We start from the raw sequence: 22,000 nt of genomic DNA, 5'->3' as shown, positions 1-22,000 counted from the left end.
GGCCAGCGTGTCGCGGTCGCCGATGTCCAGCCCGTCCACGAAATAGGCGTGGAACAGCGCGTCGGCCATGCGGTCGCCCAGCCCGTGGCGGGCAGCGATGCGGATCAGCCGGTGCCCGTCGAAGCTGTTGGGCGTGCGCCGGATTCGGTCCAGCCGCAAGGGCAGGCCGTCGCGTTCCGCCGTTTCCTCGACAACCAGATGGATCTGCCGCGCCCGCTCGGTGCCGCCGAACTTGGCCGCCAGATAGGCGCTGCGCTCCATGCCGCCCGGCGCCATGTCCGGGTTGAGCTGGAAGGGCTGCCAGCGCAACTCCACCTGGACGCGCGGCCGGTCGGCCAGCGCGCGGGCAAGCCGCCGCTTGCCGATGTAGCACCAGGGGCAGATCAGGTCGGCGTAGGTTTCGATCAGCATGGGACCACTATCCCCCATTCCCGCCCCGCCGCGCAACCGCCCTGCCCATGGGGCATCCCGCCGCGTTCGGGCAACCGCCTTTGCAACCCTTTGTTAACCCTTGCCGCCGGAGAGTCGCGGGGTTCCGCGGATGAGCGTCCGCGGCGGTCGGAGGCGTGTGGCAATGGCGAATTCCTATGTGGACGGCAAGGTGCGCGACGCGCTGGTGGCGGCCAAGGGGAGCCGGGCGACCGCGCAGAAGCTTCTGATGGCCTGGGCGGCCGAGGACCCGCAGCTTCTGCTGGGCATTTCGCAGCCTTTTCTGAAGGCCATCGCCGCCGCGGCGATCGAGCGCGGCGTCCGCCCGTCGGCGCCCAGCCGGTCCGCGCCCGCGCAGCCGGGCCGGTCGCGTGGTTCCGCGGATTCGGCGCTGAGCAAGGAGGCGCTGGCCGACGTGCTGAGCCGTCTTGGCCGCGATCCCGGAGAGGACGCACCGGCGCCGCGTGGCCGCGCCGGCGCGCCCGCTCCGGTCAAGTCGGCCACCATGGTGGTTCCCGCCGGCAAGGGCGGGCAGGGCGGCGTCACCCATGAAAAGGCGATGATGACCCTCGCCAAGGCCTTCGTGGCGAAGAAGATGCGCTGAGGACCGACGCGGGGGGGGGGCTCCGCCGGGCTTACTGCTCCGCCGCGGTCATCATCCGCTCGATCCAGCCCGGCTGGCGCGGTTCCGGCCGGATGTCCGGCGGCGGGCTCGCCAGGGCGGTGTGGCCGTTGCGGTGCGGGTCGGGGATGTGGTGGCAATCCACGTCGGCCAGCGTCTTATAGCAATAGAGGCGGGAGCGGTCGACGTAGACCTTCTCCGGACAATAAACCCCGGACTCGGAGAAGGACACCGAGGAGCAGTCGCGCCCGGTCGCCGCGGACACCAGATGGTCGCCGAGCGTCTTCTTGGTGCTGGTGATGGAGACGAGATCGGCGCCGGCGCTGGCGACCATCATCGGGCCGCTGCAGGCGCCGAGCGGAAGGGCCGCCAGCGCCAGCAGCGCGATTGACTGAGCGAGCCTCATCACCCCTTGCACCCCGTCCCGTGTTCGAGTCCGATTCCAGGCGAACCTCATTAAAAAGCCGTGAATCAACGCAGCAGCGTGCAGATTCGCGACCGGCACTGCACCAGCACGAAGGTGTCCTTGTCCTCGGTGCAGCCCACCTTGAACACCGTCTGACCGGAGCGGCCGGTGACGTAGCTCATCACCTCCACCTTGGCGGGCGTGCAGTTGCCCAGCGATTTCGCGGCCTCCTTCGCCTCGGCCTGCCCGGCGGAGACGTTGGCGGCCTGGACCGTCGGCGGCGCCGACAGGCACAGCGCGAGGGCGCCGAGGGCGCCGAGGGCAGCGGGGCGGAGAGCGGGGACGCGCATGGCCGGATCGATGGGCTGGTGGGTGCTGACAGAGCTTATGGCACGGGCACTGCGAATTCGGCTGTGCAAAAGTGGTAACCGCGGACTCACGCGCTTGTTGCGGGGTCCGCGTGCCGGTGGGACAGGAGGAAGCGCAGCGTCTCCCGCGCGGCGTCCGGCCCCTGCGGGTCGGTGTAGCTGCCGTCCGGGCTGCCGCCGGACCAGGCGTGGCCGCTGCCGTGGACGGTCCACTGCTCGAACAACGTCGCTCCGTCGGGGTCCTTGTGGATGGTGCGGGTAAAGCCGCGCCCGCCGGGGACCTGTCCGTCCGCGGTCGTCGCGGTCAGCCCCTCCGCGTTGGCGGTGGCCTGGGCCATCACATGATCGGCGTTGCGCGGGTGCACGACCTTGTCCGCGTCGCCATGGAAGACGATGGCCGGAACCACCGGCGCCCCGGCCGCCGGGCGCTGGCCGGGCGAGGAGCCGGCCTTCATCGCCAACAGGGCGGACGGAACGCCGGTCGCCGAGCCGTAGGGCAAGCCGGAATGGACACCCACCGCGGCGAACAGGTCGGGATAGGTGGTCGCCAGGACCATCGCGGCGGAGCCGCCCGCCGAAATTCCGGCGACGTAGACGCGCTGCGGGTCGGCCCCTTGTTCCGCCACGACCTGCCGGGTCGCTCCGGCGATCAGCGCCGGTTCGCCGCGCTCGCGGCGCTGGTGGTCGGGGTTGAACCAGTTCCAGCACTTCTTGTCGTTCGCCGCGGGAGTCTGCGCCGGATAGAGGACGAGGCAGCCGGCCTCTGCGGCCAGCCGGTTCATGCGGGTCCCGACGGCGAAGTCCTCCGGCGACTGGGTGCAGCCGTGCAGCATGACCAGCAGCGGACGCGGTGCCGTCGCGGCTCCCTTCGGCACGAACAGCCGGTAGGCGAGCGAGCCGGAGTCGCCGGTGAAGACCCCGGAGTCCATCGGTTCCGCCAGGGACCCCGGTTTCGGCGGGGGCGGGGGAACGGGCGCGCCGCGGCGGACCAGCTTTCCGGTCAGGCGGCGGAGGAACGCGGCGGCGCGGGCCAGGGCCGGGCGGGGCCGGTTGGTGTCGGTCACGGTCGGCGGCTCCGGGGTGATTTGGGAAGGACGGCGGCGGATGGTACGGGACGGAGGTGGCGGAGGACAACCGGCATGGCGGTTTGCGCCGGGGCTCCAACTGCGCTAACCATCCGGTTCCGCAAAGCCCCCCACAGGCGTCAAGGTGGCCCGACCGTCATGAGCACCGACATCACCCTGGTCCTGGGCGGCGCCCGCTCCGGCAAGAGCCGCTACGCCGAGGGACTGGTGACCGCGTCGCCCGGCCCGCGGGTCTACATTGCCACCGCCCAGATCTGGGACGCCGAGATGGCCGACCGGGTCGCCCGTCACCAGGACGACCGCGGCCCCGGCTGGACGACGGTGGAAGAGCCGCTCGACCTGCCCGGCGCGCTGCGCCGCCACGCCGGTGTCGGAACGGGTGTGCTGGTCGATTGCCTGACGCTGTGGCTGTCCAACCTGATGATGGCCGAGGCCAACGTGCCCGCCCGCTCCGCCGAGCTGTTGGCCGCTTTGGCCGCAGTCGAGGGGCGGGTGGTATTGGTTTCCAACGAGGTGGGGCTGGGCATCGTGCCGGACAACGCGCTGGCCCGCCGCTTCCGCGACCATGCGGGGCGGCTGCATCAGGACATCGCCGCCGTGGCCCATCGGGTGGCCTTCGTTGCCGCCGGGCTGCCGCTGCTGCTGAAGGGAGAGACGCCATGACCGAAGATGCCGACCAGAAGCTTGACGATCAGAACGCGCGCCACGCCGAAAAGATGAAGCGGCGCAAGGCGCTGCACGACCGGGTGGTGGCCAGCAAGACCCAGGAGAAGGGCCTGCTGATGGTCAACACCGGCAACGGCAAGGGCAAGTCCACCGCCGCCTTCGGCCTGATCCTGCGCGCCGCCGGGCATGGCATGCGGGTTGGGGTGGTGCAGTTCGTCAAGGGCGCCTGGTCCACCGGCGAGACGGTGGCGTTGGAGCGATTCGACGACCTCGTGGACTTTTTCACGATGGGTGAGGGCTTCACCTGGGAGACCCAGGACCGCGAGCGCGACATCGCCGCCGCCAAGGCCGCCTGGGCCAAGGCGCAGGAACTCATGGCCGACCCCCAATACAGCCTCGTCGTGCTCGACGAGCTGAACATCGTCCTGCGCATGGGCTACCTGCCGGTCGAGGAGGTGCTGCCGGTGCTGACCGGGCGGCGCGAGGGGTTGCATGTGCTGGTCACCGGCCGCACCGCCAAGCCGGAGCTGATCGAGGCCGCCGATCTCGTGACCGAGATGACGCTGGTCAAGCACCCCTTCCAGGCGGGCATCAAGGCCCAGCCGGGCATCGAGTTCTGAGCCATGGCCGCAGCGAAGACGCCCCCGCGCGCGATCATGCTTCAGGGCACCGGGTCCGACGTCGGCAAGTCGCTGCTGGTGGCCGGGCTGTGCCGGGCGCTGGTGCGCCGCGGCCTGACCGTGCGGCCCTTCAAGCCGCAGAACATGTCCAACAACGCCGCCGTCACCGCCGACGGCGGCGAGATCGGGCGCGCCCAGGCGCTCCAGGCGCGGGCCTGCGGGGTGGCGCCGTCGGTCCACATGAACCCGGTGCTGCTGAAGCCGCAGTCGGACGTCGGCTCCCAGGTGGTGGTGCGCGGCGTCGTGGCGGGCACGGCGCGGGCCGGCGACTACCAGTCGCGCAAGGGGCAGCTCCTCCCCACCGTGCTCGACAGCTTCGAGCGGCTGAAGGCCGAGGCCGACGTGGTGGTGGTCGAGGGGGCGGGCAGCCCGGCCGAGGTCAATCTGCGGGCCGGCGACATCGCCAACATGGGATTCGCCACCGCGGCGGGCGTGCCGGTGGTGCTGGTCGGTGACATCGACCGCGGCGGGGTGATCGCCAGCCTCGTCGGCACCCACGCCCTGATCCCGCCGGAGGAGCGGGCGCTGGTCGCCGGCTTCCTCATCAACAAGTTCCGCGGCGACTTGCGGCTGTTCGACGGCGGCCTGTCGGTCATCGCCGAGCGCACGGGCTGGCCAAGCTTCGGCGTGGTGCCCTGGCTGGCCGACGCCGCCCTGCTGCCGGCGGAGGACGCGGTGGCGCTGGACACCTGGAAGACCCGCGCCGGGGGGCGGCTGCGCGTCGCCGTGCCGATGCTGTCGCGCATCGCCAACTTCGACGATTTCGACCCGCTGGCCCAGGAGCAGGACGTCGCCTTGTCCATGGTGCCGCGCGGCCAGCCGCTGCCGGGTGATGCCGATCTGGTCATCCTGCCGGGCAGCAAGGCGACCATCGCCGATCTGGCGGTGCTGCGCGCCCAGGGTTGGGACGTCGATCTCGCCGCTCATCGCCGGCGCGGCGGTCGGGTGCTGGGCATTTGCGGCGGCTACCAGATGCTCGGCCGGCGAATCGCCGACCCGGACGGCATCGAGGGACCGCCAGGCGAGGCCGAGGGGCTGGGCCTGCTGGAGGTCGACACCGTGCTGAAGGGGCCGAAGGTGCTGGAGGAGGCGAGCGGGGTGGAGACCGCCACCGGGGCCGCGGTCGCCGGCTACGAGATGCACATGGGCCGCACGGAGGGGGCGGACCGCTCCCGCCCGATGCTGACCCTGGCAAACGGGCGGACGGACGGGGCCGTGTCCGCCGACCGGCGGGTGATGGGCTGCTACCTGCATGGCCTGTTCGGAGCGGACGGCTTCCGCGCCGCCTTCCTGGCGGGGCTGGGCGGCGAGACGTCCGGCCAATCCTACGCCGCGACGGTCGAACAGGCGCTCGACCGCATCGCCGTACGGCTGGAGGAGCATGTGGGCATCGATGCTCTGCTGGCCGCGGCGCGGTGATGGAAGGCGGGCGTTTCATGAAACCGATTTCATGATCCCGCAACGCTGGGGTCAGGCGGAGGGCGCTAGAACTACAGTCATTGACGACGTTTGATTACTGGCGAGTCATCCACCGGCGGTTCCCGCCGCCGGCCACACACGATCCGGAATGTTCCCGCATACCCTCGGATCGTTTCTTGCGGCGGTGTGCATCGGGTTTTTGCCTTGGATCGGCGTCCCCCGCCCAGGCTTCCCCCCAAACCCCTTGCACACCGCCGTCTTCTTTTCCCCTCCCAGCCATCCTCGGCAAACCGCCGCGCTTGACGCGGAGCCCCCTCGGCGGGCTTGAATGGGTGCCACAGGCCCCCGTGTCCCCGCTGCCGAGACTCCATTCCCGTGCGTCCCGTCGTTCTCTTCCCCCTGTTCCGCCCGGTGACGGCGCTACCCGGCCTCGGTCCCCGGCTGGGCAAGCTCGTCGAAAAGCTGGCCGGTCCGCAGGTCGTGGACCTGCTGTGGCACCTGCCTTGCGGCGTCATCGACCGTCGCTACGCCCCGAAGATCGCCGAGGCGCCGAACGGGCGGATCGCCACCATGACGGTGCGCATCGATTCGCACGCCGCTCCGCACAATTCCCGCCACCCCTACAAGGTCCGCTGCACCGACGAGACGGGCGTGCTGGAGCTGATCTACTTCCATGTGAAGGGCGATTGGCTGGAACGGCAGATGCCGGTCGGCAAGACGGTGGTGGTGTCCGGCAAGGTGGAGTGGTTCCACGACACGCCGCAGATCACCCACCCCGACGCCGTGGTGCCGCTGGAATCGAAGGACGAGATCGAGGCGGTGGAGCCGGTCTATCCGATGACCGCCGGGCTTCCGGCCAAGACGCTGCGCAAGGCCGTGCGCGCCATGCTGACCGACGTGCCGGAGCTGCCGGAATGGCAGGACGCCGCGTGGCGTTCCCGCAACGGCTGGCCGACGTGGCACGAGTTCGATCCGCCGCGCCCACACGCCGGAGGACGAGGCGGACCTCGCCCCGACCAACCCGATCCGCCGCAGGCTGGCCTATGACGAGCTGCTGTCGAACCAACTCGCCCTGACGCTGGTCCGCATCCAGCAACGCCGCCTGTCGGGCCGCGTCATCCAGGGCGACGGGCGGCTGCGCGCCAAGGTGGCCGCAGCGCTGCCCTTCTCGCTGACCAACTCCCAGGCCACATCGCTTGCGGAGATCTACGAGGACATGGCGGCGGAGCGGCGGATGCTGCGCCTGCTCCAGGGCGACGTCGGCAGCGGCAAGACGGTGGTCGCGCTGATGGCGATGCTGAACGCGGTGGAGGCCGGTCATCAGGCCGCCCTGATGGCGCCGACCGAGATCCTGGCCCGCCAGCACGCCGAAAGCCTCGCCCCGCTGTGCAAGGCGGCGGGGGTGGACCTCGCCCTGCTGACCGGGCGCGACAAGGGCAAGGCGCGGCAGGCGGTGCTGGACCGGCTGGCCTCGGGCGAACTGCCGCTGCTGGTCGGCACCCACGCGCTGTTCCAGGAGGACGTCGCCTTCAAGGAGCTCGCCCTGGCGGTGATCGACGAGCAGCACCGCTTTGGCGTCCACCAGCGGCTCCAGCTTTCCGCCAAGGGGCGGGCGGTGGACGTGCTGGTGATGACGGCGACGCCGATCCCGCGCACGCTGACCCTGACCGCCTACGGCGACATGGACGTGTCGCGCCTGACCGAGAAGCCGGCGGGGCGCAAACCGATCCAGACCGTGACCATCGCGCTCGATCGGCTGGAGGAGGTGGTGCACGGCATCCACCGCAAGGTGCAGGAGGGCGCGCGGGTCTATTGGGTCTGCCCGCTGGTCGACGAATCGGAACAGACCGACCTCGCCGCCGCGACGGAGCGCCACGCCTTCCTGCGCGCCACCTTCGGCGACCGGGTGGGGCTGGTCCACGGCAAGATGCGCGGGCCGGACAAGGACGCGGTGATGGCCGCCTTCCAGGCCGGAAACCTGGACGTCCTGGTTGCCACCACGGTCATCGAGGTCGGCGTGAACGTGCCCGAGGCCACCGTCATGGTGATCGAGCACGCCGAGCGCTTCGGCCTCGCCCAGCTTCACCAGCTCCGCGGCCGGGTGGGGCGCGGCGAAAAGCCGTCCTCCTGCCTGCTGATGTTCGACCCGCAACTGACCGAGACGGCGCGCGCCCGGCTGAAGACGATGCGCGACACCGAGGACGGCTTCGTCATCGCCGAGGAGGATTTGCGGCTGCGCGGCGCCGGCGAGGTGCTGGGCACCCGCCAGTCAGGCCTGCCGGAGTTCCGCATGGCCGATCTGGCGGTGCACGGCGACCTGCTGGCGGCGGCCCGCGACGACGCGAAGCTGATCGTGGATCGCGATCCCGATCTGGCCGGCGAGCGCGGTCAGGCGCTGCGAACGTTGCTGTACCTGTTCGAACGGGACGCGGCGGCCAAGACGTTGCGGTCGGGGTGAGCGATCCTTAAAGGAGTACATATTCAATCAGAATTAGCCAATTTTTTGGCGTTACGAAGTTTTTTTACTATTTCATATTGATCGACTGTATTTGCGGCTCATGTTTCTAAACAGAAATGGTGATCGTGTGTCTTTCTGTGTGAGTAATGCTCTATTATTTTTGTGTTATGCTTTTTGCGGTTATTAAAAATAGTTAGATCGATAATGATTGGAAATCTAATCATCTAATGTAGCTGAATATTTGTATTGATTTTATCGTTGCCTCGATCTACGATTTGGTCGTCATTCTCCGTTTTCTGCAATTGAGAAATGCGCTGACTGCCAATCTTCGTTCGCCACTGCCTTGTGTGGTGGCTTGGAAATGCATGGTCAACCTGGAACCGATTGGCTTCGGGCCGTGGCTGTGTGGGATGGCGCAGTGATTTGGTTCTCCGCAGTCGAGGAACGCGACCATGATCATTTCCGATGTCTCCTCTCCCGTCAGCGGATCGACCCAGCGCGCAACGTCTCCGGTTCCGCCCCCCGCTGTTTCGTCGACGCATGGAACCGGGGCAGGGGTGGCAACGGGCGCTGCCGGACTTACCGACACTGTGTCGTTGAGCCCTCTGGCCTCCTCCTTGCGTGATGAATCCTTGATGGCGTTCAATGCGCTGTCCGCCGAAACACGGACGCAGCTGTCGTCGCTGGTCGACAGCGGCAAGCTGACCGGCGAGGACGTCCACAACGCGCTGAAGCAGCGGCTCAAGGAGTTCCCGGCGCACGGCCTACTCGGCGACGTTCCGCATGGCTCACAATGAGAACGCCGCCCTTTTCTCCAACGACGGCACCACGCCGGACGATTTCAGGAAGGCTTTGAGCGCCACCAGTGCGAAGCGGGAAGAGCTTATGGCAAAGCTGTCCTTGTTGGATCAGCGTGGGCAGGGCGGGCCGGAATCGTATGGCGAGATTTCAGCCTCGCTGATGGCGCAGAGCACCAACCCAGTTCTGCTGCGAGCGCAATCCAATGGTCAACGTATAGTCCTGGACCCATTCCAGAGCTTCAGCCTGACGCAGCCCGTCGATTCGCGGATGGCGTACACACGCAAGGAAGGTGATGCGGCCTACAAGTTGAAGGACGCCGGCGTGGATCTGTCGTCCATCGACAGGGCCCTTCGCTCCCTCGGAGAGCGGGACGCGGCGTCTCTGATTGCCGAGCGGACGGGGCAGCCCTCCACCCATACGGTTGCGCAGGACCGTGAATTCTCCGCCGATGAATCGGTCTTTCCGTCGATCTCCTTGCCCGCACCGCAGGGAAGGACGGACGCTCCGGCCATGGGCCAGAGGATTCAAATCAGCGAAGAGGTCAAGGCGGCGTTGGAAGCGCAGGTCAAGAGCGGGCGCGATCCCTTTGAAAACGCGAAAGCCGGCCGCCAATACCGCGAAGGCATCCGGGTGAGCTACTGAGGGACACGCACCGGTCAGGCGCTTTTGCGCTCCCGATCCAGCTTGTGAAGCTGCGGCGGGGGCTTGCGGTCGGGCGGGGTGACGATGCCGCCGGACATCACCAGTTTCAGCCCGTCTTCCACCGTCATGTCGAGAACGGTGACCTCGCGCCGCGGCAGGATCGCCAGATAGCCGGCGGTCGGCGGGGCGCAGGGGATGAAGACGTGGACCATCTCCTCTTCGGAGATCTTCTGGATCTCCGGATGGGCGCCGCCGGTGATGAAGCCCAGCGACCACATGCCGTGGCGCGGGAACTCCACCAGCACCACCTCGCGGAAGGCCTTGGACTTCTTGGCGAGCACCGTCTCGACGATCTGCTTCACCGCCCCGTAGACGGAGCGGACGACCGGCATGCGCTCCACCACGCCCTCGCCGATGCGCACGACCAAGCGCCCGACATAGCCGGCGGCGAAGGCGCCGATCAGGGTCAGCACGATGATCAGCGTCAGCACCCCGATGCCGGGGATCGAGAAGGGCAGGTAGTTCTCCGGGTTGTAGGCGGAGGGGATCAGCGGGCGCACATGCCCGTCGATAAAGGCCAGCAGCCACCAGCCGAGATAGACCGTGACCGCGATCGGCGCCGTCACCAGAACGCCCGCCAGGAAATAGGCGCGCAGCCGCCCCGTCAGCCCGATGCCGGCGGGCCGGTGGGACGTGCTCTCGTCCGCCGCGCTCTGGCTGTCCTGCTCGTTCCGATCCACCGCCCCACCCCCGAAAATCCGACGCCCGCTATAGTGATACAGGACATGGCTCCTGCTCAATCCACAACGACGTATCGGACGGCGGGAAAGAGTTGCCGGGGAGAATGCGAAGGAACTCCCTCCGGGGGGCTGGTCCGCCACCCACGCGCGCATCACATCGCTGAGAATGACCCATACCCCCCGCATCCTTTCGCTCGCCACGGCTCTGCCGCCCCATCGTCTCGGCCAGGACGAGGCGCTCGGCGTCGCGCGCGCCGTCTTCGGGCCGCGGATGCGCGACTTCGAACGGCTGGTGCCGGTCTTCGCCAACACCGGCATCGAAACCCGCCACGCTGTCATGCCCATCGACTGGTACATGGAGCCGCGCGGCTGGCCGGAGCGCACCGCCGCTTTCCGGGAGGGTGCCCTGGCCTTGCTGGAAGAGGCGGCGGGGCGGGCGCTGGCCCATGCCGGCCTGAAGCCGCAGGACGTGGACGCCATCGTCTGCGCCTCGACCACCGGCATCGCAACGCCCAGCCTGGAGGCGTTGCTGCTGGAGCGCATGGGCTTCCGACCCGACACGGTGCGGCTGCCGCTGTTCGGGTTGGGTTGCGCCGGCGGCGTGCTGGGGCTGACCCGCGCCGGGCAGATCGCCCAGGCGATGGTGGGGCGGACGGTGCTGTTCCTGGTGGTGGAACTCTGCACGCTGGCCTTCCGCTCGGCCGAGGCGACACCGACCAACGTGGTCGCCAGCGCCCTGTTCGCGGACGGTGCCGCCGCGGCGGTGCTGCGCGCCGATGCGGAAGGGGAAGGGCCGCGCCTCGTCGATGGGGCGGAGCACACCTGGCCGGGAACGCAGGACGTGATGGGCTGGCGGGTCGAGGATGACGGCCTCGGCGTGATCTTCAGCCAGAGCATCCCGGCGCTGATCCGCAGCCGGCTCGAGCCAGTGCTCGACGGATTTCTGGAGCGGCGGCGGCTGGCCCGCGCTGACCTCGCCGGGCTGATCGTCCATCCCGGCGGCGCCAAAGTGCTGCACGCCCTGGAGGAGGTTTGCGCCCCGGTGTCCGCCGGGCTGGACGACGCCTGGGCGGTGCTGCGCCGCTGCGGCAACATGTCGGCGGCCAGCGTGATGTTCGTGCTGGAGCGGCGCATCGCCTCCGGTGCCCGCGGCCCCCATCTGATGAGCGCGCTCGGCCCCGGCTTCACCGCGGCGCTGGCCCAGATCGACCTCTAGGAGCTTTGGGAATGGAGACGCTGCCGCTGGGCTGGCCCCACGTCGTTTTGCTGCTCGTCGCGGCCCAGCGCCTGGGCGAACTCGTGGTCGCCCAACGCAACACGCGCCGGCTGCTGGCCGAAGGCGCGCAGGAGGTCGGGGCCGCCCATTACCCGCTGTTCGTCGGGCTGCACGCCGGCTGGCTGGCGCTGCTGTTCGCCGTCGTGCCGGCGGACGCGCCGATCAACGGCTGGCTGCTCGCCCTGTTCGTTCTGCTGCAGGCCGGGCGGGTCTGGGTGATCGCCACGCTGGGGCGGTTCTGGACCACCCGCATCATCACCCTGCCCGGCGCGCCGCTGGTGCGGCGCGGGCCGTTCCGCTGGGTCCGCCACCCCAACTACTTGGTGGTGGCGGGGGAATTGGCCGTTCTGCCCCTGGTCTTCGGGGCGTGGTGGATCGCGGTGCTGGCGACGCTGCTGAACGTGCCTCTGACCCTGCACCGCATCCGTGTCGAGGATGGCGCGCTGTCCGGACGGCGCACGCTCAGGTCAGCAGGAAGCACAGCATCGTGACGCAGCCGGCGATGGCCGCCCCGTCGAGATGGTTGGGGAAGGCGTGCCAGAAGGATTCGCGGGGCTCCGGCTCCTCGCGGTCCATCTCGTCCAGCCACAGGCCGGCGGGCAGGCCGCCGTTGGCGCGCTCCGCCAGGGCGCCGGAGAGATGGGCCATCGAGACGGCCAGATAGCAGAACTTCACGAAGTTCAAGACGAAGTACATCGGCCCGCCTGCCTCGGCGATGGGGTCGGTCACGCCGCCCATGGCCGCCACGGCGGTCGCCATGGCGATGGCCGCGGCGAAAGGAATGGCGACGACCGACAGCAGGCGCTGCGAATCCACGCGGCCGGCGTTGGGGATCAGGCTGCGGGGAACGGGGCCGGAGGGCAGTTGGAACGACATGGCTCTCTCAATTCCGGTGGGCGCGTCCCATCCGTTCTGCCGCCTTCAGGGTTAACGGGACGTTAGCGATACCCGTCGGAGGGAGGAGGTTCCACCTTTGCGCAGCCCCGGCTATTCTGCCCGTCCATGACCACAGGCTGCCGCCTGGCAGCAACTGACGACCGCGCCAACGATCAAGGAGACGCCGTGCCCGCCGACGCTGGACCGTCCCGGCTGGATGGAATCACGCTGCTGAGCCCGCTGTCCGCGGAGGAGCGCGCCGCCGTGGCGCGCCTGTGCCGTTGGCGCCGCTTCCATGCGAACGAGCAGATCATCGACCATCAGGGAGACACGCGGGATGTGGCGTTGGTGGTCGACGGGCGCGTGCGGGTGCTGAGCCATTCGCCGGCGGGCCGCGAGATCAGCTTCGACGACATCGAGGCCGGCGGATTCCTGGGCGAGATGGCGGCCATCGACGGGCTTCCCCGCTCGGCCTCCGCGGTGGCGGTGGAGGAAGGGACGCTGATCGCCTTCCTGGCGCCCCGGCCCTTTCAGGACTTGGTGTCCGGCCATCCGGACCTCGCCATGGCGGTGATGCGGCGGCTGTGCCGGGTCGTCCGCATCGCCACCGACCGGGTGATGGAGCTGTCGACGCTGGGCGCCAACAACCGCGTCCACGCCGAATTGCTGCGGCTCGCCAAGCGGGCGCAGGTGGACGGGCGGACGGCGGTGATCGCGCCGATCCCCGTCCATGCCGACATCGCCAGCCGGGTCAGCACCGCCCGCGAGACGGTTGCCCGCGTGCTGAACGACCTCGCCCGCGATGGGCTGGTGGAGCGCCGGGCCGACGCGCTGGTCGTCCACGACCTGCATCGGTTGGAAGCTCTGGTGGAGGATGTCCGGTCCGGCGCCTGACGGGGCTTCGTCCGGAACCGGCTACTCAGTCGGCGCGCTCCAGAACGGTGAGGATCAGGGCGCGGAGCGATTCGGGATCATAGGGCTTGGGAAGGAAATACCAGCCGGCATCGCGGATTTCCGCCTGGGTGGCCGCGGACTCGTCCCCGGTGGTGATGATGACGGGGAGGGCGGGGCCGAGGTCCGCCAGCACCGTCCGCACCGACTCCGGAGCCTTGCCGTGCCGCCCCAGATGATAGTCGGCGACCAGGATGTCGGGGGGAGCCCCGCCGTTCAGCGCGTCCAGGAGAGCGGCGGGGGTCGGGGCGCTGACCAGCTGCATGCCCCAGTCCTCGAACAGGGTTTCCATGCACAGGCACAGCACCATGTCGTCCTCCATGAGGGCGACCGTCAGTGTGCCGGAGCTTGTGGATCGGCCGGCGAGGGGGGCGTCGGTCATGCGGTATCCAAATGAACAGCGGGGGACCAGTGAAACACAGGACGGCGATGCCGGCTGCCCGATACCCCTCGTCCGGCCTGTTCGGGAAAACCGGGTCGGGGTGGCCGCTGTCCGCTCGGTGATCGGTTCACTCAATTATCTGAGCAGGCAATTTAGATTCTATATCGAACAGCGCACCACTGCATTGTCATAGGTTAATCGGAAGAGGATATCTTCGGGGTGCGACGATCGGGTCAGTCCCCCGCGCGCTTGCGGTCGGACTTGGCGTCCAGCGCGTGCTCCAGCTGTTTGGGCGCCTGGATCAGGTGGAGGTACAACTCGTCGAATTGGCCGACGGAGGCGAGCTGCTTCACGTCGTGGACAGTGATCTGCTGGCCCGCCAGGTCGATCAGCCCGATGTCCCGCAGCCGGCGGAGCGTCCGGTTGATGTGAACGATGCTGAGCCCCAGCGCGTCGGCCAGGATCTCCTGGGTGACCGGCAGGGTGAAGCGCCCTTCCTCGACCAGCCCGACGATGCTCAGCCGCCGCAGCAACTCCACGATCAAATGGGCGGTGCGTTCCAGCGCGGTGCGGCGGCCGACGCTGAGCAGCCGTTCGGCGATGATCGCCTCTTCCTTGGCGCCAGACCAGGCAAGGGCGGCGGCCAGACGCGGGAAGAGCTTGAACAGTTCAATGATGCGTTCCGGCTGGAAGTTTGCCACTTCAGCGGGAGTCAGAGTGGTGACGCCATGGTCGGCCGTCTCGAAGAGGTTGCAGTAAAAGCCGATGATGTCCCCTGGCAGGACAAAATTGACCACCTGCCGCCGCCCATCGGGCAGCGCCTTGTGACGGATTGCCCAACCTTTGCGCATCACCCGCACGCAACCGTAGCGTTCCCCTTGCTGAAGAAGATCGGATCGAGAGCCGTGCCTGGTAACATTGCGCTCCAATTCGTTGAGGAAGTTCTTCTCCTCATCTGTCAAGCTCATGTAACTCGTTATCTTGCGCCCCAGTGGAGATGAAGGTATGTTGGCCTGGGCGCGGGTCATTTCTGTTCCAGCCTTTGATCGTCCAATTGTTATGGCCCCGAAGCGAGTGCCACTGCCAGCCCAATTCCGGGCGGCCTCGAACGATTAAGCCAAACGATAAAACCATCTATAACATAGGTTAATGGGGCTTAGATTTTCTCGACCGGACAGGTGAGGGATCATATACAAAACTGTTGGTGGCATTGGCCGTATGGGGTTTTGAACGGCCGGCGGTGGTAACAGATCAGTGCGGGGGGCGGCATGGCGGCGGAGCGGGATGCGGCGGGACTGGCTGCCCTCTCGATTTGTGAATCACTTATGCTCGCACTGGTGGAGCGCGGGGTTTTACGGCTCGAGGAAGCGCATGCCGCGCTTGAGGACGCCGCCGCCGCCCACCAGAATCGCGATCCGAAGGTCGAGGACCCCAATCTGCATCGTTTGGCGCTGCAGATTGTCGAGCGCCTGATGATCCAGGTGAACGCTACCCATCCCGCGTCGGCGCAAATTGCGGTCGGCCAGATGGCGGACAGCGGTTCCCAGGACTGAGCAAGCGTGGGGCGGGCCGGACGGGCGATCGGCCAGTCGGGCGATCAGCCGCATCGACAAAACGAAGAGAGCCCCGCCATCGACTGGCGGGGCTCTCTTCGTTTCGCCGTGCGACGGGTGGGAGCGGTCAGTCCGCTCCGGCCCCGGCGGTTTCGGTCGGCTGCGGACGCTGCTTGCCCAACCCGATGTTCGGGAACGCATTGATCAGCGCCGTGATGAAGGCCGACAGGTAGGGCAGGGACTGCACGACCAGCAGGCCCGACCACATGAAGGCGTCGCGGTTCTCGTGGCCGAACACCAGCACGATGGCCAGAGCGGCGCCCCACAGGCCCAGCAGCAGCGCGATCTCCTCCCGCGCCATCAGGAAGGCCTGCATCAGCGCCGGCTGGTTCTCGCACTTCGGCGTGCGGACAAAGGGACGTCCAGAGGTGAGCATGCCCAGCCACATGGCACGGCCGACCGTGTGGGTCAGCGCCATGCCGGCGATGGCCGCCCCCACCTTGTCCCAGAATCCGCACTTCACCCGCGCCTCGTACAGCCAGAGCGAGGCGCCGACCTTGAAGGCGAAGACGCTGAGCGTCGGGATCATGAAGACGCTGGGCGGAAACTCGAAATATTTCGGGAAGGCGAGCAGGCCGATCGACCAGATGATGCCGGCGATGCCGAAGATCATGTGGGCGGCGTCGGCGAACCAGGGCAGCCAGCCGGTGATGAAATGGTACTTCTGCCCAGCGGTCAGGCGCGGGCCGCCCGGCAGCAGGTCGCGCCAGTGATGCTTGAGGATCTGCACGGCGCCGTAGGCCCAGCGGAAGCGCTGCGTTTTGTAGGCGGAGAAGCTGTCGGGGACAAGGCCCTTGCCGTAGCTCTCCGGCATGTAGACGGCTTCGTACTTGTGCTCGAAGAGGCGCAGGCCGAGGTCGGCGTCCTCGGTGATGCACCACTCGCCCCAGCGGCCGACCTCCTCCAGCGCCGACTTGCGGATGATGGTCATGGTGCCGTGCTGGATGATCGCGTTGCGCTCGTTGCGCTGGATCATGCCGATGTGGAAGAAGCCGGCGTATTCCCAGTTGATCATCCGCTGGAACAAGTCGTGGCTCCAGTCCCGGTAATCCTGCGGCGACTGCACGAAGCCGACCTCGGGCCGGTCGAAGTGCGGGATGGTCGCCTTCAGCCAGTCTGGATGGACCTGATAGTCGCTGTCGATGACGGCGATGTGCTGGGCGTCCGGCGCCGTCTGGGCGAGGCCGAAGTTCAGCGCGCCGGCCTTGAAGCCCGGCCAGTTGTCCAGGTGGAAGAAGCGGAACTTCGGCCCCAGCTTGCGACAGTACTCCTCGACCGGGCGCCACACCGCCGGGTCCTTGGTGTTGTTGTCGAGCAGCAGGACCTCGTAGTTCGGGTAGTCCAGCCGGGCCAGCGCGTCCAGAGTCTCCATGACCATGTGCGGCGGCTCGTTGTAGCAGGGCACATGGATGGAGACCTTCGGCGCGTTGGGCAGGGGCGCGGCCGAGCAGGGCTGGAACTTGCGCTTGAAGCGGTCCTGCCAGACGACCTCGGTCAGCTCCAGCCCGTCGATCAGCATGACCGCGAGCAGGACGAGCTGGCAGAAGACCAGGATGCCCCAGGCGATTTCCGTGGTGGTGGCGAGGCCGGCGACGCTGGCCGCCGTGAAGGTGAAGACCAGAACCGACGACACGCCCTGGATCATCGCGCCGTAGAAGACCTGCCCGCCGAACTTCAGGTCGCCGCCGCGGCGCCACAGGAAGAAGACGAGCGGCAGGAAGCCCACCGCGATGGAGATGCCGCAGAGCAGCGGCCAGTTCCGCAGCTCCGTCACCTCGCCGATCATCGGGAACTTCGGCTTGCGCCACGCGTCCCACAGGCCCCAGCTGGTGCCGGCGGTGCCTTCGATCTCCCGCTTCCAGGGCTGGTCGAAGGCTTCCATGATGAAGTAGTCGAGCTTGTTCTGCGCCGCGACGTTCAGGAAGGTGCGGATGAACTTGGCCTGGTTGACCTGGCTCGCCTCGGCGCCGCGGCGCCACGGGCCGTCGGCCGGCCAGCCGATTTCCGAGATCAGGATGTGCTTGTTCGGAAACTTGGTCTTCAGCTCGTTGTAGCGGAACATGGCGTAATCGACCGACTGGTCGGCGGGCACGCCTTCCCAGTAGGGCAGCAGATGGACGGCCAGGAAGTCCACCGCGTCGGCCAGTTCCGGATGCTCCAGCCAGACGTGCCACGGCTCCGCGGTGGAGACCGGGACGTTGACCTTCTTCTTCACCCGCTTGATGTATTCGATGGCCTGCGGAACGGTGATGTCGGCGCGCAGGATCGCCTCGTTGCCGACCAGGACGCGGCGGACGTTGTTGTTGTCGCGCGCCAGCTTGATCAGGCCGTTGATCTCCGGCTCGTCGATCTCCGGCTTGCCGGCGATCCAGGCGCCCGCGGTGATCGGAATCCCGTACTTGCGGGCGATGGGCGCCGTCTGCTCCGACCCGTCGGTGGTGGAGTAGATGCGCACGCCCTTGACCGACCCCTCCAGGGCCTTCATGTCCTTCTCGATGTCCTCCGCCGAGGCCTTGTCGCCCTTGGACGGGCTCTTGTCCGGGTGGAAGGGCGTGTAACCGACGCCGCTGATGGCGCCGCCCCAGGACCGTTCGGCGACGGGGCGGTTCCACAGCGCCCAGACTCCGATGTTGCCCAGGATCACGAGAAGAAGAGCCGCGATCGCCGACTTGCGCATGACCGTCTTTCTTTGTCCCAAACGTCTGCCGGCCGTCCTGGCTTGGTCCGCCCCGGCCGGGCATCTTTCAATTCAGCGAAGGGGTTCCACCGGGCCGGCACGCAGGGGGACTCGCCGCCCCGACACCGCCTTCGGACCGAACACCCGTACCCACCACCCTGGTTGCAGGACACGCCTCAATCCGCCGCGCGATCCGTATAAGCCGGAGGACCGAACGCCTCCGACCGGAACATCACCGGACCGAATAAAGATCGTGCGGCAGTTTATACATTTTTCCCAGTCCCGCAACCAGTCCCACTCCGACGCGCCGGTGCCCAGACCTGCAGCGGCGGCAATCCCCATTGGACGAAGGCCCCTCTGGACGAACGCGCCACGTGGGCGTTTTCTTCCGCGGACGCCGCAAGGAAGACCTTACGGGCCGAAGGGAAGACAGCACAGGAAAGACACGGGACCCCATGACGATGTTCCATCTGCACGACCGTTTGCAGGCCGATACCGCCCCGATCGCCGAATGGCCGCTGTGCCGCGTCCTCCTGATGGACAACCGGGTGTGGCCATGGCTGATCCTGGTCCCCGCCCGGCATGATCTGACGGAGATCCACCAACTGCCCCGTGAGGACCAGCACCGGCTGGTGGACGAGATCGCCTGGGCGTCGCGCACGCTGGAAACCCTGTTCAGCCCGGACAAGATCAACGTCGGGGCTCTGGGCAATCTGGTTCCGCAGCTTCATATCCATGTCATTGCCCGCTCCAAGGAGGACCCGGCGTGGCCGGGGCCGGTGTGGGGGTCGGGCTTCGCGGAGCGCTACAGCCCGGAGGAGCGGGACAGCCTTATCCGAAAGATCGGGGCAGGGTTGGGCCAAAAGTGAGGCCCGGCGAAACCGAACGCGACGGCTCCCTCTCCCTTTGCGGCCAAGCGGAGGCGTGACGTTTCGCAGACTGCCCTGTTTATGCTCCCTGAAACATTCACCGATCAAAGGAGAGGGCACCATGAACACCGATCGCATCACGGGTGCCGGCAAGGAGCTGAAGGGCGAAGTCAAGAAGCAGGCCGGCGACCTGACCGGCAATCAGGATCTGAAGGACGAGGGCCGCGCCGACAAGGCCGAAGGCAAGCTGGACAAGGTCGTCGGCAAGGTGAAGGACATCCTCAAAGGCGACAAGTGATGGGCACGGAGGAGCGGGGGTATCGCAAGGACGATGCCCCGTCCGACGCCGCCCAGCGGATCGAGGACAAGCTCATCGAGGAAACCGGGCAGGCCTCGGGCGACCCCGACAAGCCGGTCCAGGAGAAGTTCGACGAATTGGGCGAGAAGCCCGATATCAAGAAGAAGAGCTTGCGGGACTAGGAATCGCCCCCTCCCAACCGGGAGGGGGTTTTTCTTTAGCCCTCGCCGGTGATCCGCGCCTCGACCCGCACCGGGAAGGTGACCGAGTTGGCGATGAAGCACTTCTCGTGGGCCTCATGGTGCAGGGCCACGGCCTTCGCGGAATCGCTGCCGGCGGCCAGCGTGACCTGCGGGCGCAGGACCACCTCGGTGAAGCGGCCGCCGCCGGAGGCGTCCTCCGCCATGGTGCCGCTCGCCGGGTCGCTGTAGGCGGTCACCGTGACGCCGTTCACCGCGCACAGGTGCAGGTACCACAGCATGTGGCAGGCCGAGAGCGAGGCCACGAGCATGTCCTCGGGATTGTAGCGCGCGGGATCGCCGCGGAAGGCCGGGTCGGACGAGCCGGGGATCGGCGGCTTGCCGGGGGCCATGATCTCGAGGTCACGGCTGTAGGCTTTGTAGCCAGCGGTTCCGCTTCCCTGGTTGCCCGTCCAGGTGACCGTCGTGTCGTACCGGTGTTCGCGCCCTGACATTGGTCCCTCCGGAGGTGTTTCCGGGAGGGTAACCGCGAACAATGGTGCTGAAAAGAAAACGGGCCATAAAAAAAGCGGGAGGGCCGAAGCCCTCCCGCGATCTCAATGCAGAGCTGCCGTAAGGCTTGCGCCTCAGCTGGCTTCCGCCGCGCGGGCGTGACGCTTGCGCTCGTTCGGGTCGAGGTAGCGCTTGCGCAGGCGGATGGACTTCGGCGTCACCTCCACCAGCTCGTCGTCGCCGATGTAGGACAGGGCGCGCTCCAGCGTCATCTGGATCGGCGGGGTCAGGCGGACCGCCTCGTCCTTGCTGGTGGTGCGGATGTTGGTGAGCTGCTTGCCCTTGATGACGTTGACCTCGAGGTCGTTGCCGCGGGTGTGCTCACCGATGATCATGCCCTGATAGACCGGAACGCCCGGATCGATCAGCATCGGGCCGCGATCCTCCAGGTTCCACAGCGCGTAGGCCACCGCGGTGCCGTCGGCGTTGGAGATCAGCACGCCGGTGCGCCGGCCGGCGATCGTGCCCTTGTAGGGGGCGTAGCCGTGGAACAGCCGGTTCATGATGCCGGTGCCGCGGGTGTCGGTCAGGAACTCGCCCTGGTAACCGATCAGGCCGCGCGACGGGGCGTGGAAGACGATGCGGGTCTTGTTGCCGCCCGACGGTCGCATCTCGATGAGGTCCGCCTTGCGCTCCGCCATCTTCTGCACGACGGTGCCGGAGAACTCCTCGTCCACGTCGACGACGACTTCCTCGATCGGCTCCAGGCGCTGGCCGTTCAGCGGGTCGGTCTTGAACAGCACGCGCGGGCGGCTGATGGCCAGCTCGTAGCCCTCGCGGCGCATCGTCTCGATCAGGATGCCGAGCTGCAGTTCGCCGCGGCCCGCCACCTCGAAGGCGTCGCCGCCCTCGGTGTCGGAGATGCGCAGCGCCACGTTGCCTTCGGCCTCGCGGAACAGGCGGTCGCGGATCATGCGGCTGGTGACCTTGTCGCCCTCGCGGCCGGCCAGCGGGCTGTCGTTGACCGAGAAGGTCATCGCCAGGGTCGGCGGGTCGATCGGCTGGGCGTTCAGCGGCTCGGCGACTTCCGGCGCGCAGATGGTGTCGGCCACGGTGGTGGTGGTCAGGCCGGCCAAGGCGACGATGTCGCCGGCGTGCGCCTCGTCCACCGGAACGCGCTCCAGGCCGCGGAAGGCCAGCACCTTGCTGATGCGGGCGTTCTCGATCAGCTTGCCGTCGCGGCTCAGCGACTTGATGGCCATGTTGACCTTGACGCTGCCGGTCTGGATGCGCCCGGTCAGGATGCGGCCCAGGTAGGGGTTCGCCTCCAGCGTGGTCGCCAGCATGGCGAAGGGCAGGTCCTCTTCCACCTTGGGCGACGGGACATGGTCGCGGATCAGCTCGAACAGCGGGGTCAGCGTCTCGCGGGCGCCGTTCTCCAGGTCCGTGGTCGCCCAGCCGTTGCGGCCCGAGGCGAACAGGGTCGGGAAGTCGAGCTGCTCGTTCGAGGCGTCGAGCGAGGCGAAGAGGTCGAACACCTCGTCGTGCACCTCGTGCGGACGGCCGTCGGGACGGTCCACCTTGTTGATGACAACGATCGGGCGCAGGCCCAGCTTCAGCGCCTTGCCCAGCACGAACTTGGTCTGCGGCAGCGGCCCTTCGGCGGCGTCGCAGAGCAGGACCACGCCGTCCACCATGGAGAGGATGCGCTCGACTTCGCCGCCGAAATCGGCGTGGCCGGGGGTGTCCACGATGTTGATGCGCAGGTCGTTCCACAGGACCGACGTGCACTTGGCCAGGATGGTGATGCCGCGCTCGCGCTCCAGGTCGTTGGAGTCCATGGCGCGTTCGGCGACCTGCTGGTTCTCGCGGAACGAACCGGCCTGCTTGAGGAGCTGATCGACCAGGGTCGTCTTGCCGTGGTCGACGTGCGCGATGATGGCGACGTTACGAAGATTCATGTGTCGGGGACTCTTAAATCCGCTTGGGGCTTCCGTTGCGCAATGCCGCCCCGACACCGCGGCTCGTTGACCGCGCACAACAAAAAAAC

23 protein-coding genes and 2 pseudogenes are annotated in these 22,000 nt (G+C 67.7%); 14 read left to right on the top strand and 11 right to left on the bottom strand.

The genetic code is table 11. The annotated features are described in order from the left end of the window. Positions 1 to 12: 12 nt before the first annotated feature. Positions 13 to 411, bottom strand: a pseudogene (locus ACWPN5_RS11675) (DsbA family oxidoreductase); the annotation flags it as partial. 163 nt (positions 412 to 574) lie between these two features. Between ACWPN5_RS11675 and ACWPN5_RS11670 the strand changes: the two are divergent. Further along, positions 575 to 1,033 (top strand): hypothetical protein, encoded by a 459-nt coding sequence (locus ACWPN5_RS11670; protein WP_145686668.1) that lies wholly within the window; start codon positions 575 to 577, stop codon positions 1,031 to 1,033. Positions 1,034 to 1,064: 31 nt separating this feature from the next. Here ACWPN5_RS11670 and ACWPN5_RS11665 read toward each other — a convergent pair whose 3' ends face one another. The 3 genes from ACWPN5_RS11665 to ACWPN5_RS11655 all read right to left on the bottom strand — a co-directional run bounded on the left by ACWPN5_RS11665 (position 1,065) and on the right by ACWPN5_RS11655 (position 2,889). Continuing rightward, complete coding sequence (locus ACWPN5_RS11665; protein ID WP_145676687.1) at positions 1,065 to 1,457, bottom strand: hypothetical protein; 393 nt, start codon at positions 1,455 to 1,457, stop codon at positions 1,065 to 1,067. Positions 1,458 to 1,522: 65 nt separating this feature from the next. Then, positions 1,523 to 1,807 (bottom strand): hypothetical protein, encoded by a 285-nt coding sequence (locus tag ACWPN5_RS11660; protein WP_492295454.1) that lies wholly within the window; start codon positions 1,805 to 1,807, stop codon positions 1,523 to 1,525. 86 nt (positions 1,808 to 1,893) lie between these two features. Then, positions 1,894 to 2,889 carry an extracellular catalytic domain type 1 short-chain-length polyhydroxyalkanoate depolymerase gene (locus tag ACWPN5_RS11655; protein ID WP_492295453.1) on the bottom strand — a complete coding sequence of 332 codons (996 nt, stop codon included), beginning with the start codon at positions 2,887 to 2,889 and terminating at the stop codon, positions 1,894 to 1,896. Positions 2,890 to 3,048: 159 nt separating this feature from the next. Here ACWPN5_RS11655 and cobU point away from each other — a divergent pair, with 159 nt between their 5' ends. The 6 genes and pseudogenes from cobU (at position 3,049) to ACWPN5_RS11625 (ending at position 9,576) form a co-directional block, all read left to right on the top strand. Then, on the top strand, positions 3,049 to 3,573 hold the full coding sequence (gene cobU, locus ACWPN5_RS11650) for a bifunctional adenosylcobinamide kinase/adenosylcobinamide-phosphate guanylyltransferase (RefSeq protein ID WP_492295452.1): 525 nt from the start codon (positions 3,049 to 3,051) through the stop codon (positions 3,571 to 3,573). Beyond that, positions 3,570 to 4,196 (top strand): cob(I)yrinic acid a,c-diamide adenosyltransferase, encoded by a 627-nt coding sequence (gene cobO / locus ACWPN5_RS11645; protein WP_145686661.1) that lies wholly within the window; start codon positions 3,570 to 3,572, stop codon positions 4,194 to 4,196. Before cobU ends, cobO begins: the two co-directional genes overlap by 4 nt. A gap of 3 nt (positions 4,197 to 4,199) precedes the next feature. Continuing rightward, positions 4,200 to 5,675, top strand: a complete 1,476-nt coding sequence (locus ACWPN5_RS11640; RefSeq protein ID WP_492295451.1) for a cobyric acid synthase — start codon at positions 4,200 to 4,202, stop codon at positions 5,673 to 5,675. A gap of 375 nt (positions 5,676 to 6,050) precedes the next feature. Then, positions 6,051 to 8,133, top strand: a pseudogene (gene recG / locus ACWPN5_RS11635) (ATP-dependent DNA helicase RecG). 452 nt (positions 8,134 to 8,585) lie between these two features. After that, a complete protein-coding gene (locus tag ACWPN5_RS11630) occupies positions 8,586 to 8,930 on the top strand; it encodes a hypothetical protein (protein ID WP_492295450.1) in 345 nt (114 codons plus the stop codon). Beyond that, positions 8,917 to 9,576 carry a hypothetical protein gene (locus tag ACWPN5_RS11625; RefSeq protein ID WP_492295449.1) on the top strand — a complete coding sequence of 220 codons (660 nt, stop codon included), beginning with the start codon at positions 8,917 to 8,919 and terminating at the stop codon, positions 9,574 to 9,576. The genes ACWPN5_RS11630 and ACWPN5_RS11625 overlap by 14 nt, the downstream gene beginning before the upstream one ends. Positions 9,577 to 9,590: 14 nt before the next feature. On the opposite strand, the gene ACWPN5_RS11620 is transcribed toward ACWPN5_RS11625, so the two are convergent. Continuing rightward, positions 9,591 to 10,316 carry a DUF502 domain-containing protein gene (locus tag ACWPN5_RS11620; RefSeq protein ID WP_145686651.1) on the bottom strand — a complete coding sequence of 242 codons (726 nt, stop codon included), beginning with the start codon at positions 10,314 to 10,316 and terminating at the stop codon, positions 9,591 to 9,593. A 166-nt stretch (positions 10,317 to 10,482) separates the two neighbouring features. Here ACWPN5_RS11620 and ACWPN5_RS11615 point away from each other — a divergent pair, with 166 nt between their 5' ends. Next, positions 10,483 to 11,532 carry a type III polyketide synthase gene (locus tag ACWPN5_RS11615; RefSeq protein ID WP_200477651.1) on the top strand — a complete coding sequence of 350 codons (1,050 nt, stop codon included), beginning with the start codon at positions 10,483 to 10,485 and terminating at the stop codon, positions 11,530 to 11,532. A gap of 11 nt (positions 11,533 to 11,543) precedes the next feature. After that, positions 11,544 to 12,083: an isoprenylcysteine carboxyl methyltransferase family protein gene (locus ACWPN5_RS11610; RefSeq protein WP_200477650.1), complete on the top strand. Its 540-nt coding sequence runs from the start codon at positions 11,544 to 11,546 to the stop codon at positions 12,081 to 12,083. Here the strand turns inward: ACWPN5_RS11610 and ACWPN5_RS11605 are convergent. Next, positions 12,055 to 12,468: a hypothetical protein gene (locus tag ACWPN5_RS11605; protein WP_114856885.1), complete on the bottom strand. Its 414-nt coding sequence runs from the start codon at positions 12,466 to 12,468 to the stop codon at positions 12,055 to 12,057. The two genes, ACWPN5_RS11610 and ACWPN5_RS11605, sit on opposite strands and share 29 nt — an antisense overlap. A gap of 186 nt (positions 12,469 to 12,654) precedes the next feature. Between ACWPN5_RS11605 and ACWPN5_RS11600 the strand changes: the two genes are divergently transcribed. Continuing rightward, positions 12,655 to 13,362, top strand: coding sequence for a Crp/Fnr family transcriptional regulator (locus ACWPN5_RS11600; protein WP_145686621.1), 708 nt, complete (start codon positions 12,655 to 12,657; stop codon positions 13,360 to 13,362). A gap of 25 nt (positions 13,363 to 13,387) precedes the next feature. Here the strand turns inward: ACWPN5_RS11600 and ACWPN5_RS11595 are convergent, their stop codons facing one another. Both ACWPN5_RS11595 and ACWPN5_RS11590 read right to left on the bottom strand, forming a co-directional pair. Further along, positions 13,388 to 13,801: a response regulator gene (locus ACWPN5_RS11595; RefSeq protein WP_145686610.1), complete on the bottom strand. Its 414-nt coding sequence runs from the start codon at positions 13,799 to 13,801 to the stop codon at positions 13,388 to 13,390. 233 nt (positions 13,802 to 14,034) lie between these two features. Continuing rightward, a complete protein-coding gene (locus tag ACWPN5_RS11590) occupies positions 14,035 to 14,829 on the bottom strand; it encodes a Crp/Fnr family transcriptional regulator (RefSeq protein WP_114856882.1) in 795 nt (264 codons plus the stop codon). Positions 14,830 to 15,069: 240 nt separating this feature from the next. On the opposite strand from ACWPN5_RS11590, the gene ACWPN5_RS11585 reads away from it, so the two are divergent. Then, positions 15,070 to 15,354 carry a hypothetical protein gene (locus ACWPN5_RS11585; protein ID WP_492295448.1) on the top strand — a complete coding sequence of 95 codons (285 nt, stop codon included), beginning with the start codon at positions 15,070 to 15,072 and terminating at the stop codon, positions 15,352 to 15,354. A gap of 127 nt (positions 15,355 to 15,481) precedes the next feature. Here the strand turns inward: ACWPN5_RS11585 and ACWPN5_RS11580 are convergent, their stop codons facing one another. Further along, on the bottom strand, positions 15,482 to 18,091 hold the full coding sequence (locus tag ACWPN5_RS11580; RefSeq protein ID WP_145686585.1) for a glycosyltransferase family 2 protein: 2,610 nt from the start codon (positions 18,089 to 18,091) through the stop codon (positions 15,482 to 15,484). A gap of 455 nt (positions 18,092 to 18,546) precedes the next feature. Here ACWPN5_RS11580 and ACWPN5_RS11575 point away from each other — a divergent pair, with 455 nt between their 5' ends. The 3 genes from ACWPN5_RS11575 (at position 18,547) to ACWPN5_RS11565 (ending at position 19,440) form a co-directional block, all read left to right on the top strand. Next, complete coding sequence (locus ACWPN5_RS11575) at positions 18,547 to 18,960, top strand: HIT family protein (protein ID WP_492295447.1); 414 nt, start codon at positions 18,547 to 18,549, stop codon at positions 18,958 to 18,960. 121 nt (positions 18,961 to 19,081) lie between these two features. After that, positions 19,082 to 19,258 carry a CsbD family protein gene (locus ACWPN5_RS11570; protein WP_145686581.1) on the top strand — a complete coding sequence of 59 codons (177 nt, stop codon included), beginning with the start codon at positions 19,082 to 19,084 and terminating at the stop codon, positions 19,256 to 19,258. Further along, entirely contained in the window at positions 19,258 to 19,440 is a 183-nt protein-coding gene (locus tag ACWPN5_RS11565) for a hypothetical protein (protein WP_492295446.1), read from the top strand. The genes ACWPN5_RS11570 and ACWPN5_RS11565 overlap by 1 nt, the downstream gene beginning before the upstream one ends. Before the next feature lie 35 nt (positions 19,441 to 19,475). On the opposite strand, the gene ACWPN5_RS11560 is transcribed toward ACWPN5_RS11565, so the two are convergent. Both ACWPN5_RS11560 and typA read right to left on the bottom strand, forming a co-directional pair. Then, entirely contained in the window at positions 19,476 to 19,952 is a 477-nt protein-coding gene (locus tag ACWPN5_RS11560; RefSeq protein ID WP_492295445.1) for an OsmC family protein, read from the bottom strand. A gap of 132 nt (positions 19,953 to 20,084) precedes the next feature. Further along, positions 20,085 to 21,911, bottom strand: coding sequence for a translational GTPase TypA (typA, locus tag ACWPN5_RS11555; RefSeq protein WP_492295444.1), 1,827 nt, complete (start codon positions 21,909 to 21,911; stop codon positions 20,085 to 20,087). Between the last annotated feature and the right edge of the window lie 89 nt (positions 21,912 to 22,000).

The organism is Azospirillum sp. UENF 211521, assembly GCF_058780535.1.
Note: the sequence above shows the minus strand (reverse complement) of the source record. Positions and strands in the feature narration are given on the sequence as shown.

Coding starts and splice junctions, on each gene's coding strand:
- ACWPN5_RS11670 (WP_145686668.1), top strand. CDS start 575: ATGGCGAATTCCTATGTGGACGGCAAGGTGCGCGACGCGCTGGTGGCG.
- ACWPN5_RS11665 (WP_145676687.1), bottom strand. CDS start 1,457: ATGAGGCTCGCTCAGTCAATCGCGCTGCTGGCGCTGGCGGCCCTTCCG.
- ACWPN5_RS11660 (WP_492295454.1), bottom strand. CDS start 1,807: ATGCGCGTCCCCGCTCTCCGCCCCGCTGCCCTCGGCGCCCTCGGCGCC.
- cobU (WP_492295452.1), top strand. CDS start 3,049: ATGAGCACCGACATCACCCTGGTCCTGGGCGGCGCCCGCTCCGGCAAG.
- cobO (WP_145686661.1), top strand. CDS start 3,570: ATGACCGAAGATGCCGACCAGAAGCTTGACGATCAGAACGCGCGCCAC.
- ACWPN5_RS11640 (WP_492295451.1), top strand. CDS start 4,200: ATGGCCGCAGCGAAGACGCCCCCGCGCGCGATCATGCTTCAGGGCACC.
- ACWPN5_RS11630 (WP_492295450.1), top strand. CDS start 8,586: ATGATCATTTCCGATGTCTCCTCTCCCGTCAGCGGATCGACCCAGCGC.
- ACWPN5_RS11625 (WP_492295449.1), top strand. CDS start 8,917: ATGGCTCACAATGAGAACGCCGCCCTTTTCTCCAACGACGGCACCACG.
- ACWPN5_RS11615 (WP_200477651.1), top strand. CDS start 10,483: ATGACCCATACCCCCCGCATCCTTTCGCTCGCCACGGCTCTGCCGCCC.
- ACWPN5_RS11610 (WP_200477650.1), top strand. CDS start 11,544: ATGGAGACGCTGCCGCTGGGCTGGCCCCACGTCGTTTTGCTGCTCGTC.
- ACWPN5_RS11605 (WP_114856885.1), bottom strand. CDS start 12,468: ATGTCGTTCCAACTGCCCTCCGGCCCCGTTCCCCGCAGCCTGATCCCC.
- ACWPN5_RS11595 (WP_145686610.1), bottom strand. CDS start 13,801: ATGACCGACGCCCCCCTCGCCGGCCGATCCACAAGCTCCGGCACACTG.
- ACWPN5_RS11590 (WP_114856882.1), bottom strand. CDS start 14,829: ATGACCCGCGCCCAGGCCAACATACCTTCATCTCCACTGGGGCGCAAG.
- ACWPN5_RS11585 (WP_492295448.1), top strand. CDS start 15,070: ATGGCGGCGGAGCGGGATGCGGCGGGACTGGCTGCCCTCTCGATTTGT.
- ACWPN5_RS11580 (WP_145686585.1), bottom strand. CDS start 18,091: ATGCGCAAGTCGGCGATCGCGGCTCTTCTTCTCGTGATCCTGGGCAAC.
- ACWPN5_RS11575 (WP_492295447.1), top strand. CDS start 18,547: ATGACGATGTTCCATCTGCACGACCGTTTGCAGGCCGATACCGCCCCG.
- ACWPN5_RS11570 (WP_145686581.1), top strand. CDS start 19,082: ATGAACACCGATCGCATCACGGGTGCCGGCAAGGAGCTGAAGGGCGAA.
- ACWPN5_RS11565 (WP_492295446.1), top strand. CDS start 19,258: ATGGGCACGGAGGAGCGGGGGTATCGCAAGGACGATGCCCCGTCCGAC.
- ACWPN5_RS11560 (WP_492295445.1), bottom strand. CDS start 19,952: ATGTCAGGGCGCGAACACCGGTACGACACGACGGTCACCTGGACGGGC.
- typA (WP_492295444.1), bottom strand. CDS start 21,911: ATGAATCTTCGTAACGTCGCCATCATCGCGCACGTCGACCACGGCAAG.